The organism is Methylobacterium nodulans ORS 2060, assembly GCF_000022085.1.
Classification (GTDB): Bacteria; Pseudomonadota; Alphaproteobacteria; order Rhizobiales; family Beijerinckiaceae; genus Methylobacterium; species Methylobacterium nodulans.
On the sequence record NC_011894.1, the window covers coordinates 5,663,467 to 5,688,346 of the forward strand.

22 protein-coding genes are annotated in these 24,880 nt (G+C 71.6%); 5 read left to right on the top strand and 17 right to left on the bottom strand.

The genetic code is table 11. The features are described 5' to 3' along the window. Positions 1-15 precede the first annotated feature (15 nt). The 4 genes from pheT to rpmI all read right to left on the bottom strand — a co-directional run bounded on the left by pheT (position 16) and on the right by rpmI (position 4,405). The gene (gene pheT / locus MNOD_RS26270; protein ID WP_015931999.1) at positions 16-2,442 is read right to left on the bottom strand and encodes a phenylalanine--tRNA ligase subunit beta; all 2,427 of its coding nucleotides are present in this window, start codon (positions 2,440-2,442) and stop codon (positions 16-18) included. Between the two features lie 116 nt (positions 2,443-2,558). Beyond that, a complete protein-coding gene (gene pheS / locus MNOD_RS26275) occupies positions 2,559-3,641 on the bottom strand; it encodes a phenylalanine--tRNA ligase subunit alpha (RefSeq protein WP_015932000.1) in 1,083 nt (360 codons plus the stop codon). A 133-nt stretch (positions 3,642-3,774) separates the two neighbouring features. Further along, positions 3,775-4,152 carry a 50S ribosomal protein L20 gene (rplT, locus tag MNOD_RS26280; RefSeq protein WP_015932001.1) on the bottom strand — a complete coding sequence of 126 codons (378 nt, stop codon included), beginning with the start codon at positions 4,150-4,152 and terminating at the stop codon, positions 3,775-3,777. 52 nt (positions 4,153-4,204) lie between these two features. Continuing rightward, on the bottom strand, positions 4,205-4,405 hold the full coding sequence (gene rpmI / locus MNOD_RS26285; RefSeq protein WP_012335024.1) for a 50S ribosomal protein L35: 201 nt from the start codon (positions 4,403-4,405) through the stop codon (positions 4,205-4,207). A 331-nt stretch (positions 4,406-4,736) separates the two neighbouring features. On the opposite strand from rpmI, the gene MNOD_RS26290 reads away from it, so the two are divergent. The 3 genes from MNOD_RS26290 to tsaA all read left to right on the top strand — a co-directional run bounded on the left by MNOD_RS26290 (position 4,737) and on the right by tsaA (position 8,859). After that, the gene (locus MNOD_RS26290) at positions 4,737-5,876 is read left to right on the top strand and encodes a glycosyltransferase family 4 protein (RefSeq protein WP_015932002.1); all 1,140 of its coding nucleotides are present in this window, start codon (positions 4,737-4,739) and stop codon (positions 5,874-5,876) included. A gap of 200 nt (positions 5,877-6,076) precedes the next feature. Beyond that, complete coding sequence (locus MNOD_RS26295) at positions 6,077-8,374, top strand: amylo-alpha-1,6-glucosidase (RefSeq protein ID WP_015932003.1); 2,298 nt, start codon at positions 6,077-6,079, stop codon at positions 8,372-8,374. Beyond that, the gene (gene tsaA / locus MNOD_RS26300) at positions 8,371-8,859 is read left to right on the top strand and encodes a tRNA (N6-threonylcarbamoyladenosine(37)-N6)-methyltransferase TrmO (RefSeq protein ID WP_015932004.1); all 489 of its coding nucleotides are present in this window, start codon (positions 8,371-8,373) and stop codon (positions 8,857-8,859) included. Before MNOD_RS26295 ends, tsaA begins: the two co-directional genes overlap by 4 nt. 366 nt (positions 8,860-9,225) lie before the next feature. Here tsaA and MNOD_RS26305 read toward each other — a convergent pair whose 3' ends face one another. The 12 genes from MNOD_RS26305 to secG form a co-directional block, all read right to left on the bottom strand. Next, a complete protein-coding gene (locus MNOD_RS26305) occupies positions 9,226-10,374 on the bottom strand; it encodes a GNAT family N-acetyltransferase (RefSeq protein WP_015932005.1) in 1,149 nt (382 codons plus the stop codon). After that, the gene (locus MNOD_RS26310; protein ID WP_015932006.1) at positions 10,371-11,699 is read right to left on the bottom strand and encodes a lipopolysaccharide biosynthesis protein; all 1,329 of its coding nucleotides are present in this window, start codon (positions 11,697-11,699) and stop codon (positions 10,371-10,373) included. Before MNOD_RS26310 ends, MNOD_RS26305 begins: the two co-directional genes overlap by 4 nt. Positions 11,700-11,814: 115 nt before the next feature. Beyond that, complete coding sequence (locus MNOD_RS26315) at positions 11,815-12,684, bottom strand: SGNH/GDSL hydrolase family protein (protein WP_015932007.1); 870 nt, start codon at positions 12,682-12,684, stop codon at positions 11,815-11,817. Then, positions 12,645-13,745 carry an OpgC family protein gene (locus tag MNOD_RS26320; protein ID WP_015932008.1) on the bottom strand — a complete coding sequence of 367 codons (1,101 nt, stop codon included), beginning with the start codon at positions 13,743-13,745 and terminating at the stop codon, positions 12,645-12,647. The genes MNOD_RS26315 and MNOD_RS26320 overlap by 40 nt, the downstream gene beginning before the upstream one ends. 436 nt (positions 13,746-14,181) lie before the next feature. Further along, a complete protein-coding gene (locus MNOD_RS26325; protein ID WP_015932009.1) occupies positions 14,182-14,541 on the bottom strand; it encodes a hypothetical protein in 360 nt (119 codons plus the stop codon). Beyond that, positions 14,538-16,097, bottom strand: coding sequence for a S10 family peptidase (locus tag MNOD_RS26330; protein WP_015932010.1), 1,560 nt, complete (start codon positions 16,095-16,097; stop codon positions 14,538-14,540). Before MNOD_RS26330 ends, MNOD_RS26325 begins: the two co-directional genes overlap by 4 nt. A 26-nt stretch (positions 16,098-16,123) precedes the next feature. Continuing rightward, entirely contained in the window at positions 16,124-16,576 is a 453-nt protein-coding gene (locus MNOD_RS26335; RefSeq protein ID WP_015932011.1) for a DNA polymerase III subunit chi, read from the bottom strand. A gap of 31 nt (positions 16,577-16,607) precedes the next feature. Further along, positions 16,608-17,762, bottom strand: a complete 1,155-nt coding sequence (locus MNOD_RS26340) for a glutathionylspermidine synthase family protein (RefSeq protein ID WP_015932012.1) — start codon at positions 17,760-17,762, stop codon at positions 16,608-16,610. Continuing rightward, a complete protein-coding gene (locus MNOD_RS26345; protein WP_015932013.1) occupies positions 17,762-18,364 on the bottom strand; it encodes a DUF1190 domain-containing protein in 603 nt (200 codons plus the stop codon). The genes MNOD_RS26340 and MNOD_RS26345 overlap by 1 nt, the downstream gene beginning before the upstream one ends. Before the next feature lies 1 nt (position 18,365). Next, entirely contained in the window at positions 18,366-18,767 is a 402-nt protein-coding gene (locus MNOD_RS26350; protein WP_015932014.1) for a DUF350 domain-containing protein, read from the bottom strand. Positions 18,768-18,827: 60 nt separating this feature from the next. Beyond that, positions 18,828-20,456, bottom strand: a complete 1,629-nt coding sequence (locus MNOD_RS26355; protein ID WP_015932015.1) for a CTP synthase — start codon at positions 20,454-20,456, stop codon at positions 18,828-18,830. A gap of 157 nt (positions 20,457-20,613) precedes the next feature. Beyond that, positions 20,614-21,021, bottom strand: a complete 408-nt coding sequence (secG, locus tag MNOD_RS26360) for a preprotein translocase subunit SecG (protein ID WP_015932016.1) — start codon at positions 21,019-21,021, stop codon at positions 20,614-20,616. A 212-nt stretch (positions 21,022-21,233) separates the two neighbouring features. On the opposite strand from secG, the gene MNOD_RS26365 reads away from it, so the two are divergent. After that, the gene (locus tag MNOD_RS26365) at positions 21,234-21,980 is read left to right on the top strand and encodes an FkbM family methyltransferase (protein WP_015932017.1); all 747 of its coding nucleotides are present in this window, start codon (positions 21,234-21,236) and stop codon (positions 21,978-21,980) included. Between the two features lie 22 nt (positions 21,981-22,002). Here MNOD_RS26365 and tpiA read toward each other — a convergent pair whose 3' ends face one another. After that, positions 22,003-22,764: a triose-phosphate isomerase gene (tpiA, locus tag MNOD_RS26370; RefSeq protein ID WP_015932018.1), complete on the bottom strand. Its 762-nt coding sequence runs from the start codon at positions 22,762-22,764 to the stop codon at positions 22,003-22,005. A 207-nt stretch (positions 22,765-22,971) separates the two neighbouring features. On the opposite strand from tpiA, the gene MNOD_RS26375 reads away from it, so the two are divergent. Next, complete coding sequence (locus MNOD_RS26375) at positions 22,972-24,870, top strand: SurA N-terminal domain-containing protein (protein ID WP_015932019.1); 1,899 nt, start codon at positions 22,972-22,974, stop codon at positions 24,868-24,870. Positions 24,871-24,880 lie beyond the last annotated feature (10 nt).

A 24,880-nucleotide genomic window follows, 5' to 3' on the forward strand; every position in this document is an offset into this window, starting at 1 on the left:
CCGCGGGGCCCTGCCTCACATGCGCAGCGTCGCCCCCGTCTTCTTCGCGACCTCGGCGACGATCCGGGCGCTCACCGCCTCGATCTCGGCATCGGTCAGCGTCCGGTCAACTGGCTGCAGTCGCACCGCCACGGCGACCGACTTCTGGTCCGCGCCGATCCCCGGCCCCTCGTAGACGTCGAAGACCTCGACTCCCGCCACGAGGCTGCGGTCGGCCCCCTGCGCGGCCTTGAGGATGTCGCCGGCCGGCACGTCGCGCGCCACCACGAAGGCGAAGTCGCGGCTCAGCGGCTGGAAGTCGGAGAGCTTCGCGGCGGGCTTCACCTTGGTGGGCCGGTACTTGGGCAGCGGCAGGGCGTCGAGCACGATCTCGAAGGCGACGACCGGGCCCTTCACGTCGAGGGCCTTGAGCACCCGCGGATGCAGCTCGCCGAAATGCCCGATCGGGTTCCTCGGCCCGAATTGCAGCGTGCCCGAGCGGCCCGGATGGAACCAGTCGGGCCCGCCGGCCGCGACCTGCAGGCCGCCCGTCGGGATGCCGAGCGCCGTGAGGAGCGCCAGCGCATCCGCCTTGGCCTCGAAGGCGTCGACGGGCCGCGCGGCGCCGTCCCAGTGCCGGCCGGCCCCCGCGAACCGGGCCGTGCCCCGGCGCAGGGCCGCCGCGCGGATCGTCTGCCCCTCGGGCTCGTCGGAGGCGAAGCACTGGCCGACCTCGAACAGGGCGACGTCGCCATAGCCGCGGTCGGCATTGCGCTGGGCCGCCCGCAGGAGGCCCGGCAGCAGGCTCGGGCGCATGTCGGAGAGATCGGCCGCGATCGGGTTGGCGAGCGCGAGTTCCGGCCGCCCGCCGCCGAAGGCTTTGGCCTCGGCCCTGGAGATGAACGACCACGTCACCGCCTCGACGAGGCCGCGGGCGGCGAGTTCGCGCTTGGCGAGCCGGGTGCGCTTCTGGAGCACGGTCAGGACCGGGCGGATCACCGCCGCCTCGATCCGCGGCAGCGGCTTCGCCTCGATGCGGTCGAGGCCGGCGATGCGCACGATCTCCTCGACGAGGTCGGCCTTGCCCTCGACATCCGGCCGCCAGGAGGGCGGCAGCACCTTCACCCGATCGCCGGTTCCGGAGACGTGGAAGCCGAGGGATTCGAGCGTCACCTTCATCTCGGGTCGCGGCAGATCGAGCCCCGAGAGCCGGCGCACCTCCGTCCAGGGGAAGTCGATCACGCGGTCGGCGTCGGGCAATTCGCCCGCGACGGCGGCTTGCGTCGGCACGCCGCCGCAGAGCTCCATCACCATCCGGGTCGCGAGATCGAGGCCCGGCAGCGTGAAGGCCGGGTCGACGCCGCGCTCGAAGCGGTAGCGGGCATCCGAGATGATGCCGAGGCGCCGGCCGGTCTGGGCGATGTTGCGCGGGTCCCAGAGCGCCGCTTCGATCAGCACGTCGGTGGTGGCCTCGTCGCAGCCCGAATGCGTGCCGCCCATGATGCCGGCGATCGATTCCGGCCCCGCCTCGTCGGCGATGACCACGATGCCGTCGTCGAGCCGGTAGCTGCGCCCGTCGAGGGCGACGATTTCCTCGCCCTCGCGCGCCCGCCGCACGGTGAGGTTGCCCTTCACCTTGGCCGCATCGAAGACATGGAGCGGGCGCCCGCGATCGAAGGTGATGAAGTTCGTGATGTCGACGAGCGCGTTGATGGGCCGCAGGCCGATCGCCTTGAGGCGGCGCTGCAGCCAGTCGGGCGAGGGGCCGTTCCTGACCCCGCGCACGAGGCGAAGGCCGAAGAGCGGGCAGAGATGCTCGTCGCCTGGCGCGAAATCGCGGATCACGGCGACGGGGCAGGCCCCCTCCCCGCGCAAAGGCGACAGCGGCTCGCGCCTCAGGGTGCCGAGGCCGGCCGCCGCGAGGTCGCGGGCGATGCCGGACACGCCCGTGCAGTCGGGCCGGTTCGGCGTGAGATTGATCTCGATCACCGGATCGTCGAGGCCCGCATAGGCGGCATAGGGCTGCCCGACGGGCGCGTCGGCCGGGAGATCGAGGATGCCGTCGTGATCCTCCGAGAGGCCGAGTTCGGCGCCCGAGCAGAGCATGCCTCGGCTCTCGACGCCCCGGATGGTGCCGACCGAGAGGGTGATGTTCTTGCCCGGCACGTAGGTGCCCGGGGGCGCGAAGACGCTCCGCATGCCGGCCCGGGCGTTCGGCGCGCCGCAGACCACCTGCACGGGCGCCGTGCCGTCGCCGGGATCGACGGTGCAGACCCTCAGCCGATCCGCGTTCGGATGCTGCTCGGCGGTGATGACCGCCGCGATCCGGTAGGCGGCGAGGTCCGCGGCCTTGTCCTCGACGCGCTCCACTTCGAGCCCGATGCGGGTGAGCGTCTCGACGATCGTCTCGAGGGAGGCGTCGGTGTCGAGATGGTCCTTGAGCCAGGAGAGGGTGAATTTCATGGTGCTCTGGCCGATGGTTTCGAGAAGATCGGGACCCGGCGGGCGAGGAGCGAGCGGGGGTGGGCCTCGGGGCGGGCTCCCTCCGGCGGAGGTCGCACCCGGCCCGGCCTTTCGCCCTAGCCGGTCAGCCCGCCGACGAGGCTCGGGATGTCGAGGGGCCGGAAGCCGTAATGGTCGAGCCAGCGCATATCCGCCTCGAAGAAGGGGCGCAGGTCCGGCATGCCGTATTTGAGCATGGCGATGCGGTCGATGCCCAGGCCCCAGGCGAAGCCCTGCACCTGGTCCGGGTCGAGGCCGCAATGGCGCAGCACGTTCGGGTGCACCATGCCGCAGCCGAGGATCTCCAGCCAGTCGTTGCCCTCGCCGAAGCGGATCTCACCGCCCTGGCGCGAGCACTGGATGTCCACCTCGGCCGAGGGCTCGGTGAAGGGGAAGAAGGAGGGCCGGAAGCGCATCTTCACGCTCTCGACCTCGAAGAACGCCTTGCAGAACTCCTCCAGGATCCATTTGAGATGCGCGAGGTTCGCCGAGCGGTCGATCACCAGCCCCTCGACCTGATGGAACATCGGCGTGTGGGTCTGGTCGGAATCGTGCCGGTAGGTGCGGCCGGGGCAGATCACGCGGATAGGCGGCTCCTGCGCGCGCATGGTGCGCACCTGGACCGGCGAGGTGTGGGTGCGCAGGAGCTTGCGCGTCCCGTCGCGGCCCGGCGGGAGGAAGAAGGTGTCGTGCATCTCCCGGGCCGGATGGCCCTCGGGGAAGTTCAGCGCCGTGAAGTTGAGCTCGTCCGTCTCGATGTCCGGCCCCTCGGCGATGGAAAAGCCCATGTCGCCGAAGATCGCCGTGATCTCGTCGATCACCTGGGTGATCGGATGGACGCGCCCGCGCGTCTCGGGCCCCTCGCGCACCGGCAGCGTGACGTCGATGCGCTCCGCGGCGAGCCGGGCTTCGAGGGCGGCCTCGGCCAGCGTCTCGCGGCGAGCGAGGATCGCGCCGTGCACCCGGTCGCGCAGGCCATTGATGAGCGGCCCGCGCTCCTTGCGCTCCTCGGGCGACATCGCGCCGAGCGTCTTCAGGAGTTCGGAGACGGCGCCCTTCTTGCCGAGCGCGGCCACCCGCACGCCTTCGAGCGCGGCCTCGTCGGGGGCGCCCTGAACCTGCGCGAGGAGGTCGGATTCGAGGCTCTGGAGATCGGTCATCGTGTCCCTGCCGGATCGCGCGGGATGCCCTGCCCCGCGAGGCTCGGGCGGTCAAGCCAAACGAGAACGGCCCGCGCGAGGGCGGGCCGTCGAAGCGTCGGAAACCCCTCCCGAACGGGAGCGGGTCCCCGGGTCACGCCGCCTTGGCGGTCTCGGCGGGCAGCGCCGCCTTGGCCTTCTCGACGACGGCGCTAAAGGCCGCCGGCTCGTGGATGGCGAGTTCGGAGAGCGCCTTGCGGTCCACCACGATGCCCGCCTTGGCAAGCCCGTCGATGAAGCGCGAATAGGTCAGGCCATGCTCGCGCACCGCGGCGTTGAGGCGCTGGATCCACAGGGCGCGGAAGCTGCGCTTGCGGTTCTTGCGGTCGCGATAGGCGTATTGGAGGCCCTTCTCCACCGCCTGCTTGGCGATGCGGATCGTATTCTTGCGCCGGCCGTAATAGCCCTTGGCGGCCTTCAGCACCTTCTTGTGCTTGGCGTGACTCGTCACGCCGCGCTTGACGCGAGCCATGATGATCTCCTCGGAATGTCAGAAACAGATTGATCGCGGGTCGTTGAAGACTTCAGCCGTTCGGCAGGAAGAACTTCTTGACGTTGGCGGCATCGCCCTCGAACAGGGTGGTCGTGCCGCGCAGGTTGCGGATCTGCTTCGTCGTCCGCTTGATCATCCCGTGGCGCTTGCCGGCCTGGGCGTACAGGACCTTGCCGGTCCCGGTGATCTTGAAGCGCTTCTTGGCGCCCGACTTGGTCTTGAGCTTGGGCATTTTGCTCTCCTGACGCGAACTCCACCGGGCCCTTGCGGGCCCGACGATCACGCGCGATCGATTGCGTGGAGCGAAACGAACCGCCACGGCAGCCCTCACGGCCGGGCGGTTCGGTCGAGGCGCGCGCTCTAGCACAGCCGGATGCGGCCCGCAATCGCGGCGTTCAGCCCGGAAACGGCTTCAAGGGAATCCTGTGGGCAGCGGGGGCCACGGCCTCGTCTTGTGCATCGCACCGGAACCATAACCGTGGCCCGGCGGTTCTGTTCATGTCCCGCTCAGGCCCGATCGTGCTTGTTCCCGCCAACGATTGGCGTCTTCAGGAGAACTCGTCGTGCGCATTGCCCAGATCGCCCCCCTCGCGGAGGCCGTCCCGCCCAAGTTCTACGGCGGCACCGAGCGCGTGGTCTCGTGGCTGACGGAGGAGCTGGTCCGGCAGGGCCACGACGTGACGCTGTTCGCGAGCGGCGATTCGGAGACGAGCGCCAAGCTCGTGGCCTGCGCACCCGAGGGCCTGCGGCTCGCCGGCATCCGCGACCACGTCGCGAGCCACCTCGCCATGCTGTATCACCTGCGCCGGCGGGCGGACGAGTTCGACATCATCCACTTCCACATCGACCTCCTGCAGTACCCGCTGTTCGAGGATCTGAACCACAAGTGCGTGACGACCCTGCACGGCCGTCTCGACGTGCCGGATTTCATGCCGGTGTACCGGACCTTCACGGGCATGCCGCTGGTGTCGATCTCCGACCACCAGCGCGGCCCGATGCCCGCGAACGCCAACTGGCTGGCGACGATCCATCACGGCCTGCCCGCCGAGAATTGCCGCTTCTCGCCCGAGCCGAAGGACGGCGGCTATCTCGCCTTCCTCGGCCGCATCTCGCCGGAGAAGCGTCCCGACCGCGCCATCGAGATGGCCAAGCGCTCCGGCGTGAAGCTCAAGATCGCCGCCAAGGTCGACAAGGCCGACCAGGATTACTGGGACGAGGTCATCGAGCCGATGACCCATCATCCGCTCGTCGAGTATATCGGCGAGATCAACGAGGATCAGAAGCACGACTTCCTCGGCAACGCGCTGGCGCTCGCCTTCCCGATCGACTGGCCGGAGCCCTTCGGCCTGGTGATGATCGAGGCGATGTCGGCAGGCACCCCGGTGATCGCGTGGCGCAACGGCTCGGTGCCGGAGGTGATCAAGGACGGCGTGTCGGGCGTGGTGGTCTCGTCGATGGACGAGGCCGTCGCGGCGGTCGAGACCGTGAAGAGCATGAGCCGCCATGCGGTGCGGCGCTATTTCGACACCCGCTTCACCGCGACCGTGATGGCGCGCGCCTATCTCAACGCCTACGAGTCGCTGCTGGCGGCGGAGACCGATGCGATCAAGGTGCCGGGCCTCGCGCTCGGCCAGGGCCGCGAGATCACGGGCGCCGTGAACGGCGTGCACGGAGCGACGCCGGCCGGCCTCTGGCCACTCTGATCGGCCCCGGCTCGATCGAAGGCCCGGCCTCCCGACGGAGGCCGGGCCTTCGCCGTTTCAGGACGGGCGATCGTCGAGACGACCGGCCTCCCCTGGCGCAGGCCGCAGGATGGCCCACATTGGCGGGCGTATGGGGCACTCCGCGCGCTGATTCGCGCTTCGCCCCCCGATCCGCTCTCGAGACCTGGAGAACCACCCGGATGGTCGCGACCGTGCAGGACCCCTCCGCCCTTCTCTCCGGCTCACCCGACGACGAGCCCCTGCCCCAGTACCACATCGAGGCCCAGACCTCGCTCGTCGAGCGGCCCCTGCGCTCGCTCAAGCACGGCGACGCATTCGCGGTGCTCGACAGCTACGGCGATATCGGCGTGTTTCCGGGACCCGAGGGCCTCTATTTCCAGGACACGCGCTTCCTCTCGCGGCTCGAACTGACGGTCGAGGGCCAGCGGCCCCTCCTGCTCGGCTCGGTGATCCAGGACGACAACGGCGCGCTCTCGGTCGACATGACCACGCCGGACATCCGGATCGATGCCGGCGACGAGACCTCGATCCCGCGTGAGATCATCGCGCTGGAGCGCACCAAGTTCATGTTCCGGGGCACCTGCTACGACCGCATCGGGCTTCGCAACTACGACACCAAGCCCCGCCACCTGCGGCTCGCCCTCACCTTCGACGCGGATTTCCGCGACCTGTTCGAGGTCCGCGGCAGCAGCCGTGAGCGGCGCGGCCAGCGCAGCGTCGCGGTGACGCGCCCCGACGAGGTGACCTTCCGCTACCTCGGCCTCGACAACCGGCTGCGCACCACCCGCCTCCGCTTCGGCCCGACGCCCGCCCTGATCGAGGGGCACCGGGCCGAGTTCGAGGTCCGCCTCGCGCCCGGAGGCCGGACCTCGGTCTTCGTGCGTGCCATCTTCGATGCGAGCGATGTCAAGGCCGACACCCTCGTCGCCGTGACGGGCAGCGCGCTCCCCATCACCTCGCCGGTCTACCCGACCCCCCGCCGCGAGGATGGTCACGCCAAGGGCGAGGGCATGGCCTTCGCGCTCGCCTACCGGGACGCCCGCCGCGACCTGCGCGCCGCCACCGCCAACATCACCACCATCGAGAGCTCGAACGACCAGTTCAACGAGGCGGCCTGCCGGGCGACCGCCGATCTGTACATGCTGGCGACCCGCACGTCCCATGGGATCTACCCCTATGCGGGCATCCCCTGGTACAGCACGGTCTTCGGGCGCGACGGCATCATCACGGCGATGATGACGCTCTGGATCGACCCCACCATCGCTAGGGGCGTGCTGCGCTTCCTCGCGGCGACGCAGGCCCGGACCAACAACCCGGCCGCCGACGCCCAGCCCGGCAAGATCCTGCACGAAACCCGCCACGGCGAGATGGCCAATCTCGGCGAGGTCCCCTTCGCGCTCTATTACGGCACCATCGACGCGACGCCGCTCTTCGTGATGCTGGCCGGCCAGTATTTCGAGCAGACCGGCGACAAGGACACCATCCAGGCGATCTGGCCGAACATCCTGGCCGCCCTCGAATGGATCGACACTTACGGCGACCGGGACGGCGACGGCTTCGTCGAATACGCCCGCGAGACCGACAAGGGTCTGGCCAACCAGGGCTGGAAGGACAGCCACGACTCGATCTTCCACGCGGATGGCCGCATGGCGCAGGGGCCGATCGCCCTCTGCGAGGTGCAGGGCTACGTCTATGCGGCCAAGCGCGCGGCCTCCAAGCTCGCGGCGACGCTCGGCAACGCGGCCCTGGCGGAGCGCCTGAAGGATGCCGCCGAGCGCCTGCGCGTCGCCTTCGACGAGGCCTTCTTCGTGCCGGAAATCGGCACCTACGCGCTCGCCCTCGACGGCGAGAAGCGCCCCTGCGCGGTGCGCGCCTCCAATGCCGGCCACGCCCTCTTCACCGGCATCGCCCTGCCGGAGCGGGCGGCCGGGGTCGCCGAGGTGCTGATGTCGAAGGATGGGTTCAACGGCTGGGGCGTGCGCACCATCGCGCAGGGCGAGGCGCGCTACAATCCGATGTCCTACCACAACGGCTCGATCTGGCCGCACGACAACGCCATCGTGGCGCTCGGGCTCGCCCGCTACGGCTACAAGGCGGAGGCGGCGCGGGTGTTCGAGGGCCAGCACGGCGCCTCGCTCTATGAGGACGGGCGGCGCCTGCCCGAGCTGTTCTGCGGCTTCACCCAGCGCAAGCAGCGCGGGCCGACGAACTATCCGGTGGCCTGCAGCCCGCAGGCCTGGGCGGCGGCGGCGCCCTTCGCGTTCCTGGCGGCCTGCCTCGGCCTCGAACTGCGCCACGACCGCAACCGGATCCGCTTCCGCGACCCGATCCTGCCGGCCTTCCTCGACCGGGTGCTGATCCGCAACCTGAAGCTCGGCCCCTCCCGCGTCGACCTGCTGCTGCACCGCCACGGCCTCGACGTCACGGTCAACGTCCTGCGCCGCACGGGCGACGCGCAGGTGGTGCTGCTGAAGTGAGCGAGGATTTCGGCCTGCGGCCCGGCGAGGAGGCGATCGCCCTCCCGCCGGATTTCGATGCCGGGCTCCACTTCATCGGCCGCATCCGCACGCCCTGGACCCGCCGGGCCGAATGCCCGAAGAACGCGGCGCAGTCGGACGCCCTCTGCACGATCGAGGTCGATCCCCGCTTCGCCCCCGGCCTGCAGGCGCTCGCGGGCACGACCCACCTGATCGTGCTCTACTGGATGGACCGGGCGCCCCGCGGCCTCCTGGTCCAGCAGCCGCGCCACGCGCAGGCGCCGCGCGGCACCTTCGCGCTGCGCTCGCCCGCACGGCCCAACCCGATCGCGCTCTCGGTGGTGGATCTCCTCGGCATCGCCGAGAACCGCCTCACCGTGCGCGGCCTCGACTGCCTCGACGGGACCCCGCTCCTCGACATCAAGCCCTACTTCGCCTCGACGGATTCCAAGCCCGACGCACGGGTCGGCTGGCGCGAGGCGTGAGAGGCCCGGGCTCGGCCATCTCGAACCGACAGCCCCGTCCTGCGGGGAACCATCCGTGAAATCTCGGGCCGGCGGTCGCGCCCGGATCTCCCGCGTCATCACCCCGCCTTCCACTCCGGACTACCCCTACCCCTCTCCCGCTCGGGAGAGGGGATCCCGCGCATACCTGTCTCGGAACAGATCAACCGGAACCCGTATGAGACGGTTCGTGCGCGGTGAGGCGGGTGGTGACGTGGCCGCCTCGTCCAGTCCCGGAGGATGGCCATGAGGACCGTCGGGGCTGCCACAGGCGAGGTCTGATCGACGCGTCGCCCCTCTTCTCCGGGGCAGGCCGGCCATCCGCCCTCATCCCCTCCGGATCCCCCTTCACCCCCGACCCAGCATCCGCCGCAGCGCCGTGCGCACCGCGACCGCCCGCTGCCGCAGGGCGTGATAGCGCCGCAGCCGCGCGGCGAGCCCCGATGCAGACGGACCGCCCGGGGCCGTGGCCGCGATCTCCGCGATCGCGGTCCGGGCCGGGTAGAGGTCGCTGAGCACGCGGCTCTCCCGCGTCACCGAATCGAGCCGGTCGGCCTCCCCGCCCTCGTGCAGGGCCCGCACGATCTCGGCCTCCAGCAGGGCCCCCGGCGCGAAGGCGGCGTGCCGCTCGTCATAGGCGGTCTTGAGCAGGAAGACCGTGCGGCCGCAGACCAGCGCCAGGCTTGCGGCGATCGGGATGCCGTCGAGGCGGAGCAGGTCGGCACGGGCCATCACGGGACCGCTCCCGGCCCGGAACAAAGCCGCCGCGAAAGCCACCGTGGCCGGGCGGCTCGCCAGAGCCGTACCGGTCCGGCCCTTCCAGCCACTGCGCTCCAGGGCGAGGAAGGCGGCCGTCGCCGCGGCGAGATCGCCCTCCGGGCCGATGCTCTCGAGGCTGACGGCACCGGCCTCGTCCAGCCGCCGGCGCCGCCGTCGCAGGTCCTTCAGGCGGCCCTTGTTCGGGTTCGCGGCGAGGTAGGCGGCGTGGCTGGCATGCCGGTCGAGGACGGGCCGCGCGAAGGACGAGACCGGCGCGACGTCCCAGCCGGCCTGCGCCATCGCGCCGAGGAGGCCGCGTCCCGCCGGCATCTCCTCGGGGAGGAGCGGCCACCACCAGGCAGGAGAGACCCGCGCGAGGCCATCCGTGAGCGCCGCCAGCGCCGGCGCGAAGGCCGGGCCGCCCGCGACGAGGGGTGCCGTCGCGGTGATGGTGGGCGAGGTGAAGGGCGTGGCGAGGCGTCCGCGCAGGGACAGGCGCGCGAAGCGGAACGGCAGCAGCGCGAGGAGCGCCGCACCGTCGCGCACGGCGAGGCAGGCGAGATCGGAAGGCGCGAGCCCATGGGCCCGGTGCGCCTCGATCATGCGGCGGCTGTAATCGGGCGAGGGCGCCGCCGCGCGGGCCATGAGCGCGTCCCAGGCCTCCTGGTCGAGGGAGGCGACCGGCATGATCTCGGCGCGCAGGGCCGCGGCGGCGCGGGACGGGACCGGCGCGTTCATGGACGGCTTCGCGCGAAGGCCGGTGTGGCGAGGCCGAGGCGGCGCCATGCGGCGAGCGCCAGGAGGAGGCCGCGGAGGACGACGACGAGGGCGGCGGCGAGTGCTGCCCCGAGCACCCCGAGGACCGGAACCAGGACGAGCATGAGCCCGACCGAGAGACCGAACAGGCAAGCCGTGATCGCTGCGCAGAGCCGCTCGGCGCCGAGCATGGTGAGCAGGTCCTCGGCAGGCCCGAAGGCGCCGGCCACCACGTGCCCGGCGACCAGCACCGCAAGCAGCGGCAGGCCGGTGCGGAACCCGGCGCCGAACAGCCCGAGCAGGAGCGGGCCGGCGGCCAGCACGAGGAGACCCGTCGCCAGCATCGCCAGGAGGGTGAGGCGCGACCAGTGCCGCACGAGCGCCGCGAGCCCCGCCCGGTCGCCGCGCGCCCCGGCCTCCGCGAAACGCTGCGCCGTCACCGACGAGGCGGCGTAATGGACGAAGACGACGACCTGCAGGAGCCGGGTCGCCGCGAAGTAGAGTCCGACCTCAGCGGGCTCCAGCAGGAAGCCGAGCACCAGCACGTCGGCGAAGTTGAAGCCGGACCCCGCGAGATCGATGAGGGCGATCGGCAGCGCCGTGCGCATCCAGCCGCGCCACGGATAAGCGCGCGGACCCGCCGGCAGGAGGCGCGCGAGGCGCCGCAAGATCACCCCCGCCTGGATGGCGAGCGAGAGCGCGGTTGCGGCGAGCGTGCAGGCGACCGCAACGGTGGCGACCGGCGGCGCGCCCCACGCGACCGCGACGAGCATCGCCAGCATGACGCCGCCCTGCCGCAGCAGATAGGGCGGCACGATGGCGAGCAGGGTCCAGTTCTGGCCGCGGGCGACGCCCTCGCAGAAATCCTGCAGGGCGAAGAGCGGCAGGACCAGCGCGGCGACGAGGAGCGGGACCCGGAAGCCCGGCTCCACCGCCTCCGGATGCAGCCCGAGCAGCGCCGCGCCCGCCCCGGCGGCGCCGGCGCCCGCCGCGAGCGACACCGCCGCCCCGAAGGCGAGGAAGCCCCGGGCCCGGTCCGCGCGCGCATGGGCCCGGTATTCCGGCAGGAAGCGGGAGGCCGCCTGCGACAGCCCCCAGGTCGAGGCATGGCCGGCCAGCGCGGCCCAGACCCAGACGGAGGCGAAGATGCCGTACTCGGCGGGGCCCATCAGCCGCGCCATAAGCACCTGCGCCGCGAGCGCGCAGCCCGCCGCGGCGAGCCGCACCCCGAAGACGGCGGCGGCCGTGCGGGCGAGGCCCGCCACGCCCGGCGCCGGCGCATCGCTGAGAGAGGCCCCGGCCGCCATGGGGTGACACCTGCCCGGCTCGCGCGGCGCGCCTCCCGCGCCGCCCGTCCGGACTTAAGGCCGCCGGGCTTGCGCCCCGGTTAAGCCGATGGCTGCGAATCGCGCGTGATCGGAATCACGGGCCCGGCTTGGCGGCGCCGGCCTGTGGGGCGGGGGCGGGCGGCGGGCTCGTGGTCCCGGTCACGTCGGGCTGGAGCAGCGACACGGTGATGGCCCGGGTGACGTGCTCGGCCATGCAGCGATGGCCGAGATCGGCGAGGCGGAAGCCGCTCCCCGGCAGAGGCTCGTCCTTGGTGTGGCCGGCGAGGTAGCGCATGGCCTCGAAGCGCAGGACGAGCGGCACCTGCTTCTCGGCCGCGACGCGCTGGATCGTGCGCACGAAGGAATTGTAGTAGCCGTCCTCGGCGAGGCTCGCGGTGTATTGCGGATCGACCAGCACCACGTCGATGCCGTGCGACTTGATCCAGTCGACGGTCTCGGCCAGCGAGGCCGCGAAGGCCTCGACATCGACGCGGGCGAGCGCGTCGTTGGTGCCCACCTGCCAGACCACGAGGTCGGGCTCGATCTCCGCCACGGTGTTGCGCACCCGCTCGGAGGCCCCGAAGGTGATTTCGCCGGGCAGGCCGCGGCTGTCGACGTCCACGGTCACGTCCGGAAAGGACCGCTCCAGGGCCGATTCGAGCTTGACCGGGTAGGTCATCCCGCCGAGGCCCCCCGAGGGCGAGCCGAGGGCGAGGACGTGGATCGCGCGGTGCTCCCTCAGCGCCTTCTTCACGGCGCGCAGCTTCGCCAGGGTGTAGAGCTTGGAGCCGGGCACCCGGCATTCCGGCGAGAGGCTCGGATCCGGCACGTCCGCCCCCGGAGGAACCACTTTCGCGGCCGGAACCGGAAGGCTCGTGGTCTGGGCCGCCGCAGTGCCGACAGCGCCGGCCCCCAGAAGACAGGTCAGGCCGACGCGGAGGACCGAGGAGAACGGGAGCGCCATTCGACGAACCATGCGGTGAACGCCAATAATACCAGCCCTGATCCTACGACAATGACATCGATGGCGAAACCGCCTCCCGTCCAGAACCTGACGAGTTGTGCCGCAAGGCTGCCGATCGACCCGACGGAGAAGACCGCGAGCGAGTTGCGGCCGAGCGCCGCGAACTGGCGGCCGAGCCAGGGCGCCCGCGGGTAGATCCAGTCGAACACGGCCTGGAAGGCGAGGAGCACGCCGATGAAGTGGATGAGCCGGGCCGGCGGCAGGTGCGACTTGTCGAAGGTGAAGAGGAGCCGCGGCACGGGGACCAGCAGCGGGTCGGGCCGGATGTGGAACCACGCCAGCACCGCGCCGACCGCGACCAGGACGATGCCGAGCGGCATCAGGCGGCGGCGCCAGACGAGGAAGCTCGCCGATTCGAGCCGCCACTCATGGGCGAGGAAGCCGAGCACGAGCAGGAGCTGCCAGCACAGGGGATTGAAGAACCAGTGCCCCTCCACCGGCCAGGACGGCAGGTTGAGCTCGAAGACGAGGGCCGTGAGATAGAGGGCGAGCGAGGCGCCGAGGGCGAGGGTCCGGCTCCGCCGCGCCGCGAGCACGAAGAGCGGCGCGAGCCCGAGCAGCACCACGTAGAGCGGCAGGATGTTGAAGAAGCCGAGCTGGTGCAGGAGGGTCACCCAGCCAACGGTGGCCTGGACCGGATCGGTGAAGACCGGCCCGGCATTGTGCCATTCGAGCAGGAGCGGGTTGTCGAGGAGGAGCGCGGCCCCGGCCAGCATCGCCAGCGCGATCGCCGTGATGACGAGCTGCGCCCGATAGACCTCGACCATGCGCGAGAGAAGGCGCAGCACCGTCCGGCTCGCCGGCTCCAGCTCGCCGGACCGCCCCCGGATCGCGATGCCGATCGACCAGCCCGCCAGGAACACGAACAGCTCGGCCGCATCCGACGTGCCGTACTGCGAGTAGGTGAAGTGCTCGAAGGTGTTGCCGGGGATGTGGTTGATGAAGATGGTGATGAGGGCGAAGCCGCGCCAGAAGTCGACTGCGTTCGGGTCGCGCGCCATGCTGATCGTGTCCTCAAGGACGAGATAGAAACTGACCTAAGTGGAAGCCAGAACGGCCCTCATGCTGAGGTGCCCGCGAAGCGGGCCTCGAAGCACGCCTGAACGCTGGTCCGAGGCCCTGGTGGCCGGGATCACCGGTCCGGGGTGCTTCGAGGCAGCCTGCGCGATCTGCGATCGCCTGCACCTCAGCATGAGGAGCGGGGTTGGCTGCCATGGCAGGGAGCGCTCATAGCCGGTTTCATTCCTCAGAGTCGGCAACGTCGATGGAAACTCATATCAACGGGCATTGAAATGACCATTGGGTCCGGTCTCGGCTTGTCGCCAAGCTTCCGGCTTGGCATCGACCATTCGAGACAGATCAACGGCCCGATGCGTCGGCATCTTACACCGCGGAACCACGTCGGGTCGGCCAATGCCGAACCGGCGGCACACCGCATTACTTAACGATACGGTCGAGCCGGTTGTTGACGAAGAAATAGAGCTCCTTGCCGCCGGGTTCCGCGTAGAGCACCTGCACCTCGCGCTGGCCGCGCCCGCTCTCGCCGACGAGCACATCCGTCGGGGCCGAGCCCTTCAGACGCACCAGCTCGCACTCGCCGATGCCCGGCGCGATCGCCGTGGCGCCGGTCGGCGCCGGCCCCGTGCAGGTGCCGTCCGGCGCGAGGACCGGACCCGCATAGGCCGCAGGCTTGGCCGGCGGCAGCGTCACCACCGGGGAGGCGCGGTCCGGATTGCCGCCGCAGCCCGCCAGCAGCACCGCGCCCGCCAGGCTGGCCGCCCGGATGCTTCCCCTCATCGTCCCTCGCCGGTTCCCTGTCGTGAAGCCAGCGCCGCCTCGTAGAGGCGCAGCGCCTCGCCCCGGAGCGCCGCCCGCGAGGCCTGGCGGAAATAGAACATGTGGCCGCCGGGGAAAACCGCCAAGCTGAGGCGCCGGCCCGGCCCGTAGGCCGGCATCTGGTCGAGGATCAGCTTCGAGGCGAAATACGGGGTGACGAGATCCGTGTAGCCATGCGTGACGAGCACCCGCAGCGACCCGTCGAGGGCGAGCGCCTGGCGCAGCTCGCTCACCACCTCCGGCGGCGTGCGGCCCGAGCCCCAGTTCCAGGTCCGGTTCACGCTCGTGTTGAGGAGTTCGTAGCGCAGGTTGGTCACCCGCCAGTTCAGGGTGCGGGCATAGAGGTCGACCATCGCGCTCGACAGCGGCGCCTGCATGGCCGAGAGGAGCGGGTCCTCGAAGCCCGCATGGGCGGCATTCGGCTCCGGATCCCAGCCGGTGACCCCGGTGTCGTAGGCGCTGGCGACCCGCCTCTCGGGGCGCCCGCTCTCGCGCTGGAAGCTGCCCGGGGAGATGCGCCCGGCCTGCCGCCGCACCAGCTCCGGATCGAGCCCCGTGAGGGCGGCGACGCGCCGGCCGAGCCGGTCGCGGGCCTCGCCGTTCTCGGGGCCGCGCAGCAGGTCGGACAGGTACTCGCCGGTCGCGTAGGCCTCGGCCTCCGCCATCGCCTTGGGGTCGGGGGTGCCGCCGCGGCGCTCGAGGCCGGCCGCCGCGAGCGAGGGGAGCCGCGCGACGTCCCCGAGCGGGTTGTGGCGCGGCGGCTGCAGCCAGCCGAAATCGAGGACCGGCGAGAGCAGCACCAGCCCCGACAGCCCGATGCCGATATCGTCCTGCAGCTTGCGGGCGATGAGCGGGCCGCGGAAGCCGCCATAGCTCTCCCCGAGGTAGAATTTCGGCGAGGCCATGCGGTCGTTGGTGCGCAGCCAGCGGGCGATCGCGGAAGCGAGGATCGAGGCGTCGGCATCGACCGAGAAGTAGCGCTTGGCATCGTCCCCCGCGGCGCGGCTGTAGCCGGTGCCGACCGGATCGAGGAAGACGAGATCGGTGAAGTCGAGCCAGGTCTCGTCGTTCGGCACCGGCACCGGGGCCGCCGAGGGGCTGATGCTGGTCCCGTCGAGGGGCAGGCGCCAGGGGCCGACCGCACCGAGGTTGAGATAGGCGGAGGACGCGCCCGGCCCGCCATTGAGCGCGAAGGTGACCGGCCGGGCGACGCGCTCCCGGTCCGGCAGGGTGTAGGCCGTGAAGGCGATCTCCGCCTGGAGCTTGCCGCCCTCGTCCACGAGGGCGAGGCTGCCGGCCGTCGCCGTGAAGACGAGGCTGCGCCCGTCCGACAGCGTCAGGCTGTGCTGCGTCACCGCATCGGGCGGCAGCCGCCGCCCCTCGGGCTGGCGTTCCGACGGGCGGGCCTCGGCTTGGCGCGCCTCGACTTGGCGCGCATCGGGCGGCCGCGGCTGCGCGAGCGCGGGCAGCGGCGCCGCCGCGGCGAGGGCCCCGAGCAGCATCAGGATGCGGATCATGGTTTACGTCCTCCCGCGGATCGGCGTCACGCCTTCTTCTGCCAGCGGCCGCTCTCGTCCTGCTGCCAATAGGCGACGCTGTGGCCGGCGCCCTTGGCGGCGCGCCACTGCTCGCGCGCGAAGAGCAGCGCGTCCTGGTCGGTCCCGTCGAACAGGATGCAGATGCGCGCATAGCTCCCCGCATCCTCCGGCAGGGGCGCGCCGTCGACGAGGAAGCGGATCGACGCCCCGTTGGGGTTCGCCTCGCGCAGCGTGAGCACCACGGGCTGGGTCGCGGGATCGGGCTCGCGGTCGGTTCCGTGGGGCAGGAAGCTCTCGTCGGAGAAGGTCCAGAGATGGTCGTCGAGCGCCTGCAGCCGCTCCTCGCTCGTCGCCTGGATGGCGACGCGCCAGCGCCGCTCCAGGGATTTCTCCAGGAGGCTCGGCAGCACCGATTCGAGCGGCTGGCGCTGCATGTGGTAGAAGAGGATCTCGGTCACGCGGGCAAGATAGGGTGCGGGCGTGGCCGGGTCACGGCACGATCACGTGCGGCACGAAGCGCGCCTGATTGCCCGTGATCAGCGCCGCGCTCTCCCGCAGGCACAGGCCCGCGGGCTCGTCGCCGACGATCCAGCTCCCGACGAGAACCCGCTCGCCCGCGAAGACCGGGAGTTCCGCCAGCGCCTGCCGCACGGCGCCCTCCGCCCCGTAGGGCCCCTCCTCCCGGGCGATGACGGCGCCGTCGCGGACCATCAGCACGTTCGCTCCCTCGCGCGACAGGATCGGCTTCCTCACGAAGCTCGCCCCGAGCGCGGCCTTGGCGGGATCGTCCTCGAAATAGGCCGGGAGCAGGTTGGGATGGCCCGGCGCCATGGCCCAGAGATGCGGGAGCAGGCCCTTGGTGGACAGGACCGCCTTCCAGGGCGGTTCGAGGAAACGGGTCGGGGTCCCGGCAAGCCGCCGGCCGAATGCATCCCGAAAAGCCCATTCCCAAGGGTAGAGCTTGAACAGGGTGCGAAAAGCCTCGCCGAGCCCGTCCGAGAAGGCGCCGTCCGCGCGCAGCGACACGGCGTCGAGGGGCACGAAGCGGGTGGCAAGACCGGCCTGATGCGCGCAGTCCTGCAGATAGGCGACGGTGCCGCGATCCTCCGGCGCGTTGGGCATGCAGGTGAAGGCAACCGGCCCGCCGATCTGCGCGAAGCGGGCGATCAGGCGCTCATGGACCGCGTTGAACTGGTCGGTGCCGGGGGGCAGAAGCCCGTGGGCGAGCATGTCCTCCAGCCAGAGCCACTGAAACACGCCGGTCTCGTAGAGGGCGGTCGGCGTGTCGGCGTTGTATTCGAGGAGCTTGGCCGACGTCGTCCCGTCATAGGCGAGGTCGAGGCGGCCGTAGAGGGACGGGTCGCCGCGCTCCCAGCTCTCCCGCACGACGCCGAAGGCGTGGTCCGGGATCCCGAGCGAGGCGAGGATCGCCTCATCCCTCACCGCCCGGGCCGCGAAGGCGAGGCAGAGGGCGTGGAGTTCCGCGCTCGGGGCCTCGATCTCGCGCTCGATCTGATCGAGTGTGAAGGCATAGGCGTGGGTCTCGTCCCAATAGGGCTCGGCATCGAAGGTGTGGAAGCTAAAACCCGCCGCCGCGGCCCGCTCGCGCCAGTCCGGTCGCGCGCCGAGGTCGAGGCGGCGCATCAGCTTCCCCCGTGGCCTGATGCCATCGCGTGGCCGGTGCCGCCGAAGCCGCCGCTCGCGACGACCCGGGGCGTGCTCGCCGCGGTGCGGGCGACCGCGGAGGAGACCCGCGCAGTGCTCGACCCGCTCCCGGCCGTCCAGACCCGGCCGCCCGCGCTGGTGCAGTAGCTGCTGCCATGGCCGCCGCCGCCCGATCCGCAGCCCCTTGTCTCGTGCCGGTAGAGCGGCTGCACTGGCAGGTTCTGCTCGGGCGTGCGGCCGAGCATGAATCCGGACAGGGCCGGGATGAAGGCGCCCGCGGCCGCGGGCGTCACCGCATCGCCTGCCCTGCAGCCGCCGCAGCCGTGATGGGCCTCGCAGGCGGCCTGCGTGGCGTAGCGGGGCGCGACCTGCGGGTAGAGGGCGCGGGCCTCCCGGTCAGCGGCCTCGCAATCCTCGCGGCGGCGGGCGCCTTGCGCCAGGCAGGCGGCGAGGTCGCGGTAGACCAGCGCGTCCTCCTCCTGCTGCGACGGGTCCCGGCGGGCGAGCCCATAGGCGGTGGCCCCGGCGCCGAGCAGCAGCGCCAGCGAGACGGCCTGCGAGCGCTTGGAGCCCGGCAGCATGTCAGTAGGTCATCGCGGCGGCGTTGACGACGCCCGCCGCCAGCGAGGCCGCGGCGAGAAAAACCGCCGGCGCGGTCTCGCCCGCGGCGATCTGGCCGGACAGGTTCGGCAGGGCGGCCCGCACCGCCCAGTAGACGCCCATCTGCACGACGAGCGCCACCAATCCCCAGATCGCGCAGTCGAGGAGCCCTTGCGCGTTGTGGATCGCCACGGCGAGCGGGAGGGTGAAGGCGAGAAGGCTGCCGCCAAGCGCGATGGCGGCCGCCGTGACCCCGCGCCGGATCAGCGCCAGCTCGTCATGCGCCGTCGCCAGCATGTAGATGATCAGATAGGCGGCGACGAGAATCGCCGCCGTCGCGCCATAAGCCAGAAAGGCGCCCAATCCCGAGATCGACGCCAGCATCCGCCGCCTCCCCCTTGGTCACATCGGACCTGGGGTACTTGCGTACACCGGCGCGGGCGATCAGACCAGCCGGCTCTGCACCACCGCGGCGCCGATGAAGGACTTGAACAGCGGATGCGGCTCGAATGGCCTCGACTTCAGCTCCGGGTGGAACTGCACGCCGATGAACCAGGGATGGCCCTCGACCTCGACGGTCTCCGGCAGGAGCCCGTCCGGGGAGAGGCCGGAGAAGCGCATGCCCCTGGCCTCCAGCCGCTCCCGATAGGCCATGTTGACCTCGTAGCGGTGGCGGTGGCGCTCGGCGATGGCCGTGCCGCCATAGATCTCGGCGATGCGCGAATCGGGCGCGAGCTTCGCCGTGTAGGAGCCGAGCCGCATGGTGCCGCCGAGGTCGCCCTCGGCGACGCGGCGCTCCAGCTCGTTGCCGCGCATCCACTCGGTGAGCAGGCCGACCACCGGCTCCGGCGTCGGGCCGAACTCGGTCGAGTTCGCCTCCGGGATGCCCGCGAGCGAGCGCGCCGCCTCGACGACCGCCATCTGCATGCCGAAGCAGATGCCGAAATACGGAATCTTCTTCTCCCGGGCGTAGCGCGCCGCGCGGATCTTGCCCTCGGCGCCGCGCTGGCCGAAGCCGCCCGGCACCAGGATGCCGTTGAGCCCCTCCAGGAACGGCGCCGGATCTTCCCGTTCGAAGATCTCGGCCTCGATCCATTCGAGGTTGACCTTGACCCGGTTGGCGATGCCGCCGTGGGTGAGCGCCTCGATCAGCGACTTGTAGGCGTCCTTGAGACCCGTGTACTTGCCCACGATGGCGATCGAGACCTCGCCCTCGGGGTTCTTCACGCGCTCGGAGATAGTGCGCCAGCGGTCGAGCTTGGGCTCGCTCGTCGCCTCGATGCCGAACAGCGCCAGCACCTCGCGGTCGAGGCCCTCCTCGCCGTAGGACAGGGGCACGTCGTAGATCGAGGCCACGTCCCGCGCCTCGATCACCGCCGATTCGCGCACGTTGCAGAACTGGGCGAGCTTGCGGCGCTCCTCGCGGGGAATCGGCCGGTCGCAGCGGCAGAGCAGGATGTCGGGTTGGATGCCGATCGAGCGCAGCTCGGCCACCGAGTGCTGGGTCGGCTTGGTCTTCAGCTCGCCCGCCGAGGGGATGTAGGGCAGGAGCGTCAGGTGGATGTAGGCGCACTGGCCCCGCGGCAGCTCCTGGCCGAGCTGGCGGATCGCCTCGAAGAAGGGCAGGCCCTCGATGTCGCCGACCGTGCCGCCGATCTCGACCAGCACGAAGTCGTAGCCCTCGTTCCCGTCGAGGACGAACTCCTTGATGGCGTTCGTCACGTGCGGAATGACCTGGATCGTGGCGCCCAGATAGTCGCCGCGCCGCTCCTTGGTGATGATGTCGAGATAGATGCGGCCCGTCGTGATGTTGTCGGCCCGGGTCGCCGGCACGCCGGTGAAGCGCTCGTAATGGCCGAGGTCGAGGTCCGTCTCGGCGCCGTCGTCGGTGACGAAGACCTCGCCGTGCTGGGTCGGGCTCATCGTGCCCGGATCGACGTTCAGGTAGGGGTCGAGCTTGCGCAGGCGGACCCTGTAGCCGCGCGCCTGCAGCAATGCGGCGAGGGCCGCCGAGGCCAGACCTTTGCCGAGGGAGGAAACCACGCCGCCGGTGATGAAGACGTACCGCGTCATGGGACCTGCTCCATACAACGGCGAGGCCGCGTTGCCAAACGCCGGGGCTCGAACGGAACCGAATCCGGGCGGCGGGGCCGGCCGGATCCACAGGAAAACCGTCCGGCGGGCCACGAGGCCCGCCGCCGGTATCACGATTCGGACGGGTCGGTCTGCGTCAGCGCGACTGGGGCGCCGCCGGGGCCGCCGGGGCGGCGGGCGCTGCCGGAGCCGCCGGCGCATCGCCCTGCTGCTGGCGCAGCTGGTCCAGCACGTTGCCGGCCGGCGGCGCGGCGGGCTGGCCGGCGGCCGGCGGCCGGGCCTGCCCCGCCCCCTCGAAGATCGAGCGCGGCGCGGAGGTGCGGTGCGACAGGATGGCCAGCACCATGCTGGTGGCGAAGAACAGGGCGGCCAGGATCGCGGTGGCGCGCGTGAGCGCGTTCGCCTGCCCCCGGCCGGTGAGGAACCCTTGCGTGCCGCTGCTGCCGCCGCCGAGGCCGAGCCCGCCCTCGGAGCGCTGCAGCAGCACGACGGCGATCAGCGCGAGGACGATGATCAGGTGGACGACGATCAGAACGGTCTGCATCGGGCTTCCAGCGGCGGCGCCGTGACGGGCCGCCAACGTGCGAACGGCCGGCGCGCCGCGGGACGCCCGGACCTCGAATTCCGGGCGCTCCTACACGAGAACCGGATGCAGGCCAAGCGCGTCACGGCGTCGTGGCGCCGCATGGGCGCAGGGTCCCCGATGCGCCCCGGACATGACAGCAAGCCACACCCGGCCGCCAGGGCTGAACTCCCATGAGACCGAAGGGAACCGCGGCCGCCATCGGGCGGTCGCTGCGCCTCTACCACGGCCCGCAGGCCCCGCGGGCGGCGATGGATGCGCTCTACCGGCGCTTCGTGCGCCCGGGCGATCTCGTCTTCGACATCGGCGCCCATGTGGGCGACCGCATCGGTGCCTTCCGGCGCCTGGGCGCGAGGGTCGTGGCGCTCGAGCCCCAGGCGGGTCCGGCGCGCGCGCTGCGCCTCATCCACGGCCGCGATCCTTGCGTGACGCTCCTCCGATCGGCCGCGAGTGACGCCGAGGGCGAGATCAGGCTCCACCTCAATCGCGACAACCCGACGGTGTCCTCGGCCTCAGCCGCCTTCATCAAGGCCGCGCAGGGGGCCCGGGGCTGGGAGGGTCAGGTCTGGAGCGAGACCGTCGCCTGTCCGGCCACCACCCTGGACGGGCTCATTGAGCACTACGGCCGTCCGGGCTTCGTCAAGATCGACGTCGAGGGCTTTGAGGACCGGGTGCTCGCCGGCCTGACCACGCCCCTTCCCGCCCTGTCCTTCGAAGTCACCACCATCGCGCGCGATATGGCTCTGCGCTGCCTCGACCGCCTTACCGCGCTCGGTCGCTACGGATTCGACATCGCGCTCGGCGAGAGTCAGACCCTCTCGCTCGGCCGCTTCGTCGGCCCGGAGGAGATGCGCTCAATGCTGGCATCTCTGCCGCACGCGGCGAATTCGGGCGACGTCTACGCGGTGCTGCGGGGGTGAGCCGCTGCGGGGGCGGCCCCGCCTACGCGTAGGCCGCCGCGATGCCGAGGAAATCCTCCGCCTTCAGGCTCGCGCCGCCGACCAGGGCCCCGTCGACATTCGGCACCGCCATCAGCTCGGCGGCGTTCGACGGCTTCACCGAGCCGCCATAGAGGATACGGACCCGGTCCCCCTCGGCGCCGAGCCGCGCCTGAAGCTCCCGGCGGATCAGCCCGTGCACCTCCGCCACATCGGCGGCGGTGGGCGTGAGCCCCGTCCCGATCGCCCAGACCGGCTCGTAGGCGATCACCGTGTCGGCGGCGGTGGCGCCGTCCGGCAGGGAGCCGGCGAGCTGGCCGCGCACCACCGCGAGGGTGCGGCCGGCCTCGCGCTCCTCCCGGGTCTCGCCCACGCAGATGATGGCGACGAGGCCGGCCCGCCGGGCGCCGAGCGCCTTGGCGCACACCTGCGCGTCGGTCTCGTGCTGGTCAGCCCGCCGCTCGGAATGGCCGACGATCGTGTGCGTGGCGCCGAGATCGGCCAGCATCTCGGCGGCGATGCAGCCCGTATGGGCGCCGCTCGGGGCCGCATGCACGTCCTGGCCGCCGATGCGCACCGGCGTGCCGGCGGCGGCGGCCGCGAAGGTGCCGACGAGGGTCGCGGGCGGGCAGACCAGCACGTCGATGCGGGAGGCCAGCTCCGGCGTCAGCCCGGCAATCACGGCCTCCAGCACCGGAAGCGAGGCCCGCGTGCCATTCATCTTCCAGTTTCCCGCCACCAGCGGACGCGGTCGCAGCCCAGCCATGCCTCTCCCCTGCCTGATGCGATGCGTAGCCGGTAACAGAGCCCCCCGGCGGGCGCAAACCGCCCCCGCCCGGTGCAAGCCGCCGCCCGGCTCGCACGAGCCGCGACGGCGCCCGGCCTTTCCGCCGCAGCGCGGATGGGCTATCGCGGCTCTCTTCGGGAAGGGCGGCCGCCGCTTGAGCGGGCGGCCGGGTCGTCGAGGGTCGCGATGCTCCAGGGGTTCCGCGCCGCAAGCCAGAGCTGGCTCGGCAAGATCGTCATCACGGTCGTGTTCGGCCTGTTGATCGCGGGCCTCGCGATCTTCGGCATCGGCGACATCTTCCGGGGCAGCGGCAGCTCCACCGTCGCGACGGTCGGCAGCACCAAGATCTCGGCGGAGGCCGTGCGCAGCGCCTACCAGAACCAGATCCAGCGCCTCGCCCGGCAGGTCCGCCGCCCGATCACCCCCGACCAGGCCCGGGCGCTCGGCCTTGATCGCGAGGTGCTGAGCGCCCTTGTCACCGAGGCGACCCTCGACCAGAAGACCCGCGACCTCGGCCTGCGCGTCTCCGACGACACCGTGATCCGCCTGATCAAGGAGGAGCCGGCCTTCAAGGGCGCGAACGGCGCCTTCGACATCGCGCTGTTCAACGACACCCTGCGGCAGGCGGGCCTGAGCGAGGCCGCCTTCGTGCAGGAGCAGCGCGCCGTCGCGGCCCGGCTCCAGCTCGCCGAAGCGATCACCGCCGACCTGCCGGTGCCGCTCGCCGTGCGCGAGGCGATCCACCGCTACACCGCCGAGCGCCGGGCGGCCGCCTTCATCCTCCTGCCGGAGAGCGCCGCGGGCGAGATCCCCGCCCCCACGGACGAGGAAGTCAAGACCTACTACGACGAGCACCGCAGCGCCTTCCGGGCGCCCGAGTACCGCAGCGTGAACCTCCTGGTCCTCGACCCGGCGACGCTCGCCAAGCCCGACGCCGTCACGGATGCCGAGGCCCGCGCCCGCTACGACGCCGACAAGAGCCGCTACGGCACGCCGGAGCGCCGCACCATCCAGCAGATCGTGTTCCCGAACGAGGCCGATGCGGCCGCGGCACTCGCCCGCATCCGCAGCGGCGAGGCACCCTTCGAATCGATCGCCGGCGAGCGCGGCCTCGACCCGAAGAGCCTCGATCTCGGCACCTTCTCCCGCTCCGAACTGTTCGACCCGGCGGTCGCGGACGCGGCCTTCGGCCTCCAGCAGGGCGTGGTCAGCGAGCCCGTGAAGGGGCGGTTCGGCACCGTCCTCCTGCGCGTCACCGCGATCGAGCCCGGCAGCGTCAAGCCCTACGAGGAGGTTGCCGGGCAGATCCGTACCGAGATCGCCCGCGAGCGGGCCGGCGACAACCTGGAGAAGGTGCACGATGCCATCGAGGATCAGCGCGCGGGCGCCAAGCCGCTCGCCGAGATCGCCCGCGAGCGGGAGCTTCCGCTGATCACGGTCGCCTCGGTCGACGCGCAGGGCCGTGACCCGCAGGGCAAGCCCGTCGAGGGCCTGCCCGACAAGGATGCGGTGCTCCCCGCCCTCTTCCGCGCCGAGATGGGCGCCGACAGCGAGGCGCTGCGCACCCGCTCCGGCGGCTACGTCTGGTACGACATTGTCAAGGTCGATCCGGCCCACGACCGGCCGCTCCCGGAGGTGCGCGACGACGTCGTCGCCCAGTGGAAGGCCGAGGAGGTCGAGCGCCGGCTCTCCGCCAAGGCGCGCGAGGCCGCCGAGCGGCTCGACAAGGGCGAGGCGATCGAGGCCGTGGCCTCCTCGCTCGGGCTGGAGGCGAAGACCGCGAGCGACCTCGCCCGCGGCCGCGCCAAGGATGGGCTCACCCCGGAGAGCATCGGACGCATCTTCGCGACGCCGGTGGACAAGACCGGCTCGGCGAGCGCCGGCGACAAGGTCCGGGTCGCCTTCAAGGTGACCTCCGCCACCGTGCCGCCTCTTGCGGCCGGGTCGCAGGGCAATGTCGAGCAGCAGTTCCGCAGCGCGCTCGCCGACGACATCCTCGCCCAGTACATCGCCGATGCACGCAAAGAGGCCGGCGTCTCGATCAACGAGAGCGCCTTCCGGCGCGCCATCGGCGGCGAATATTAAAGTCTCGGGG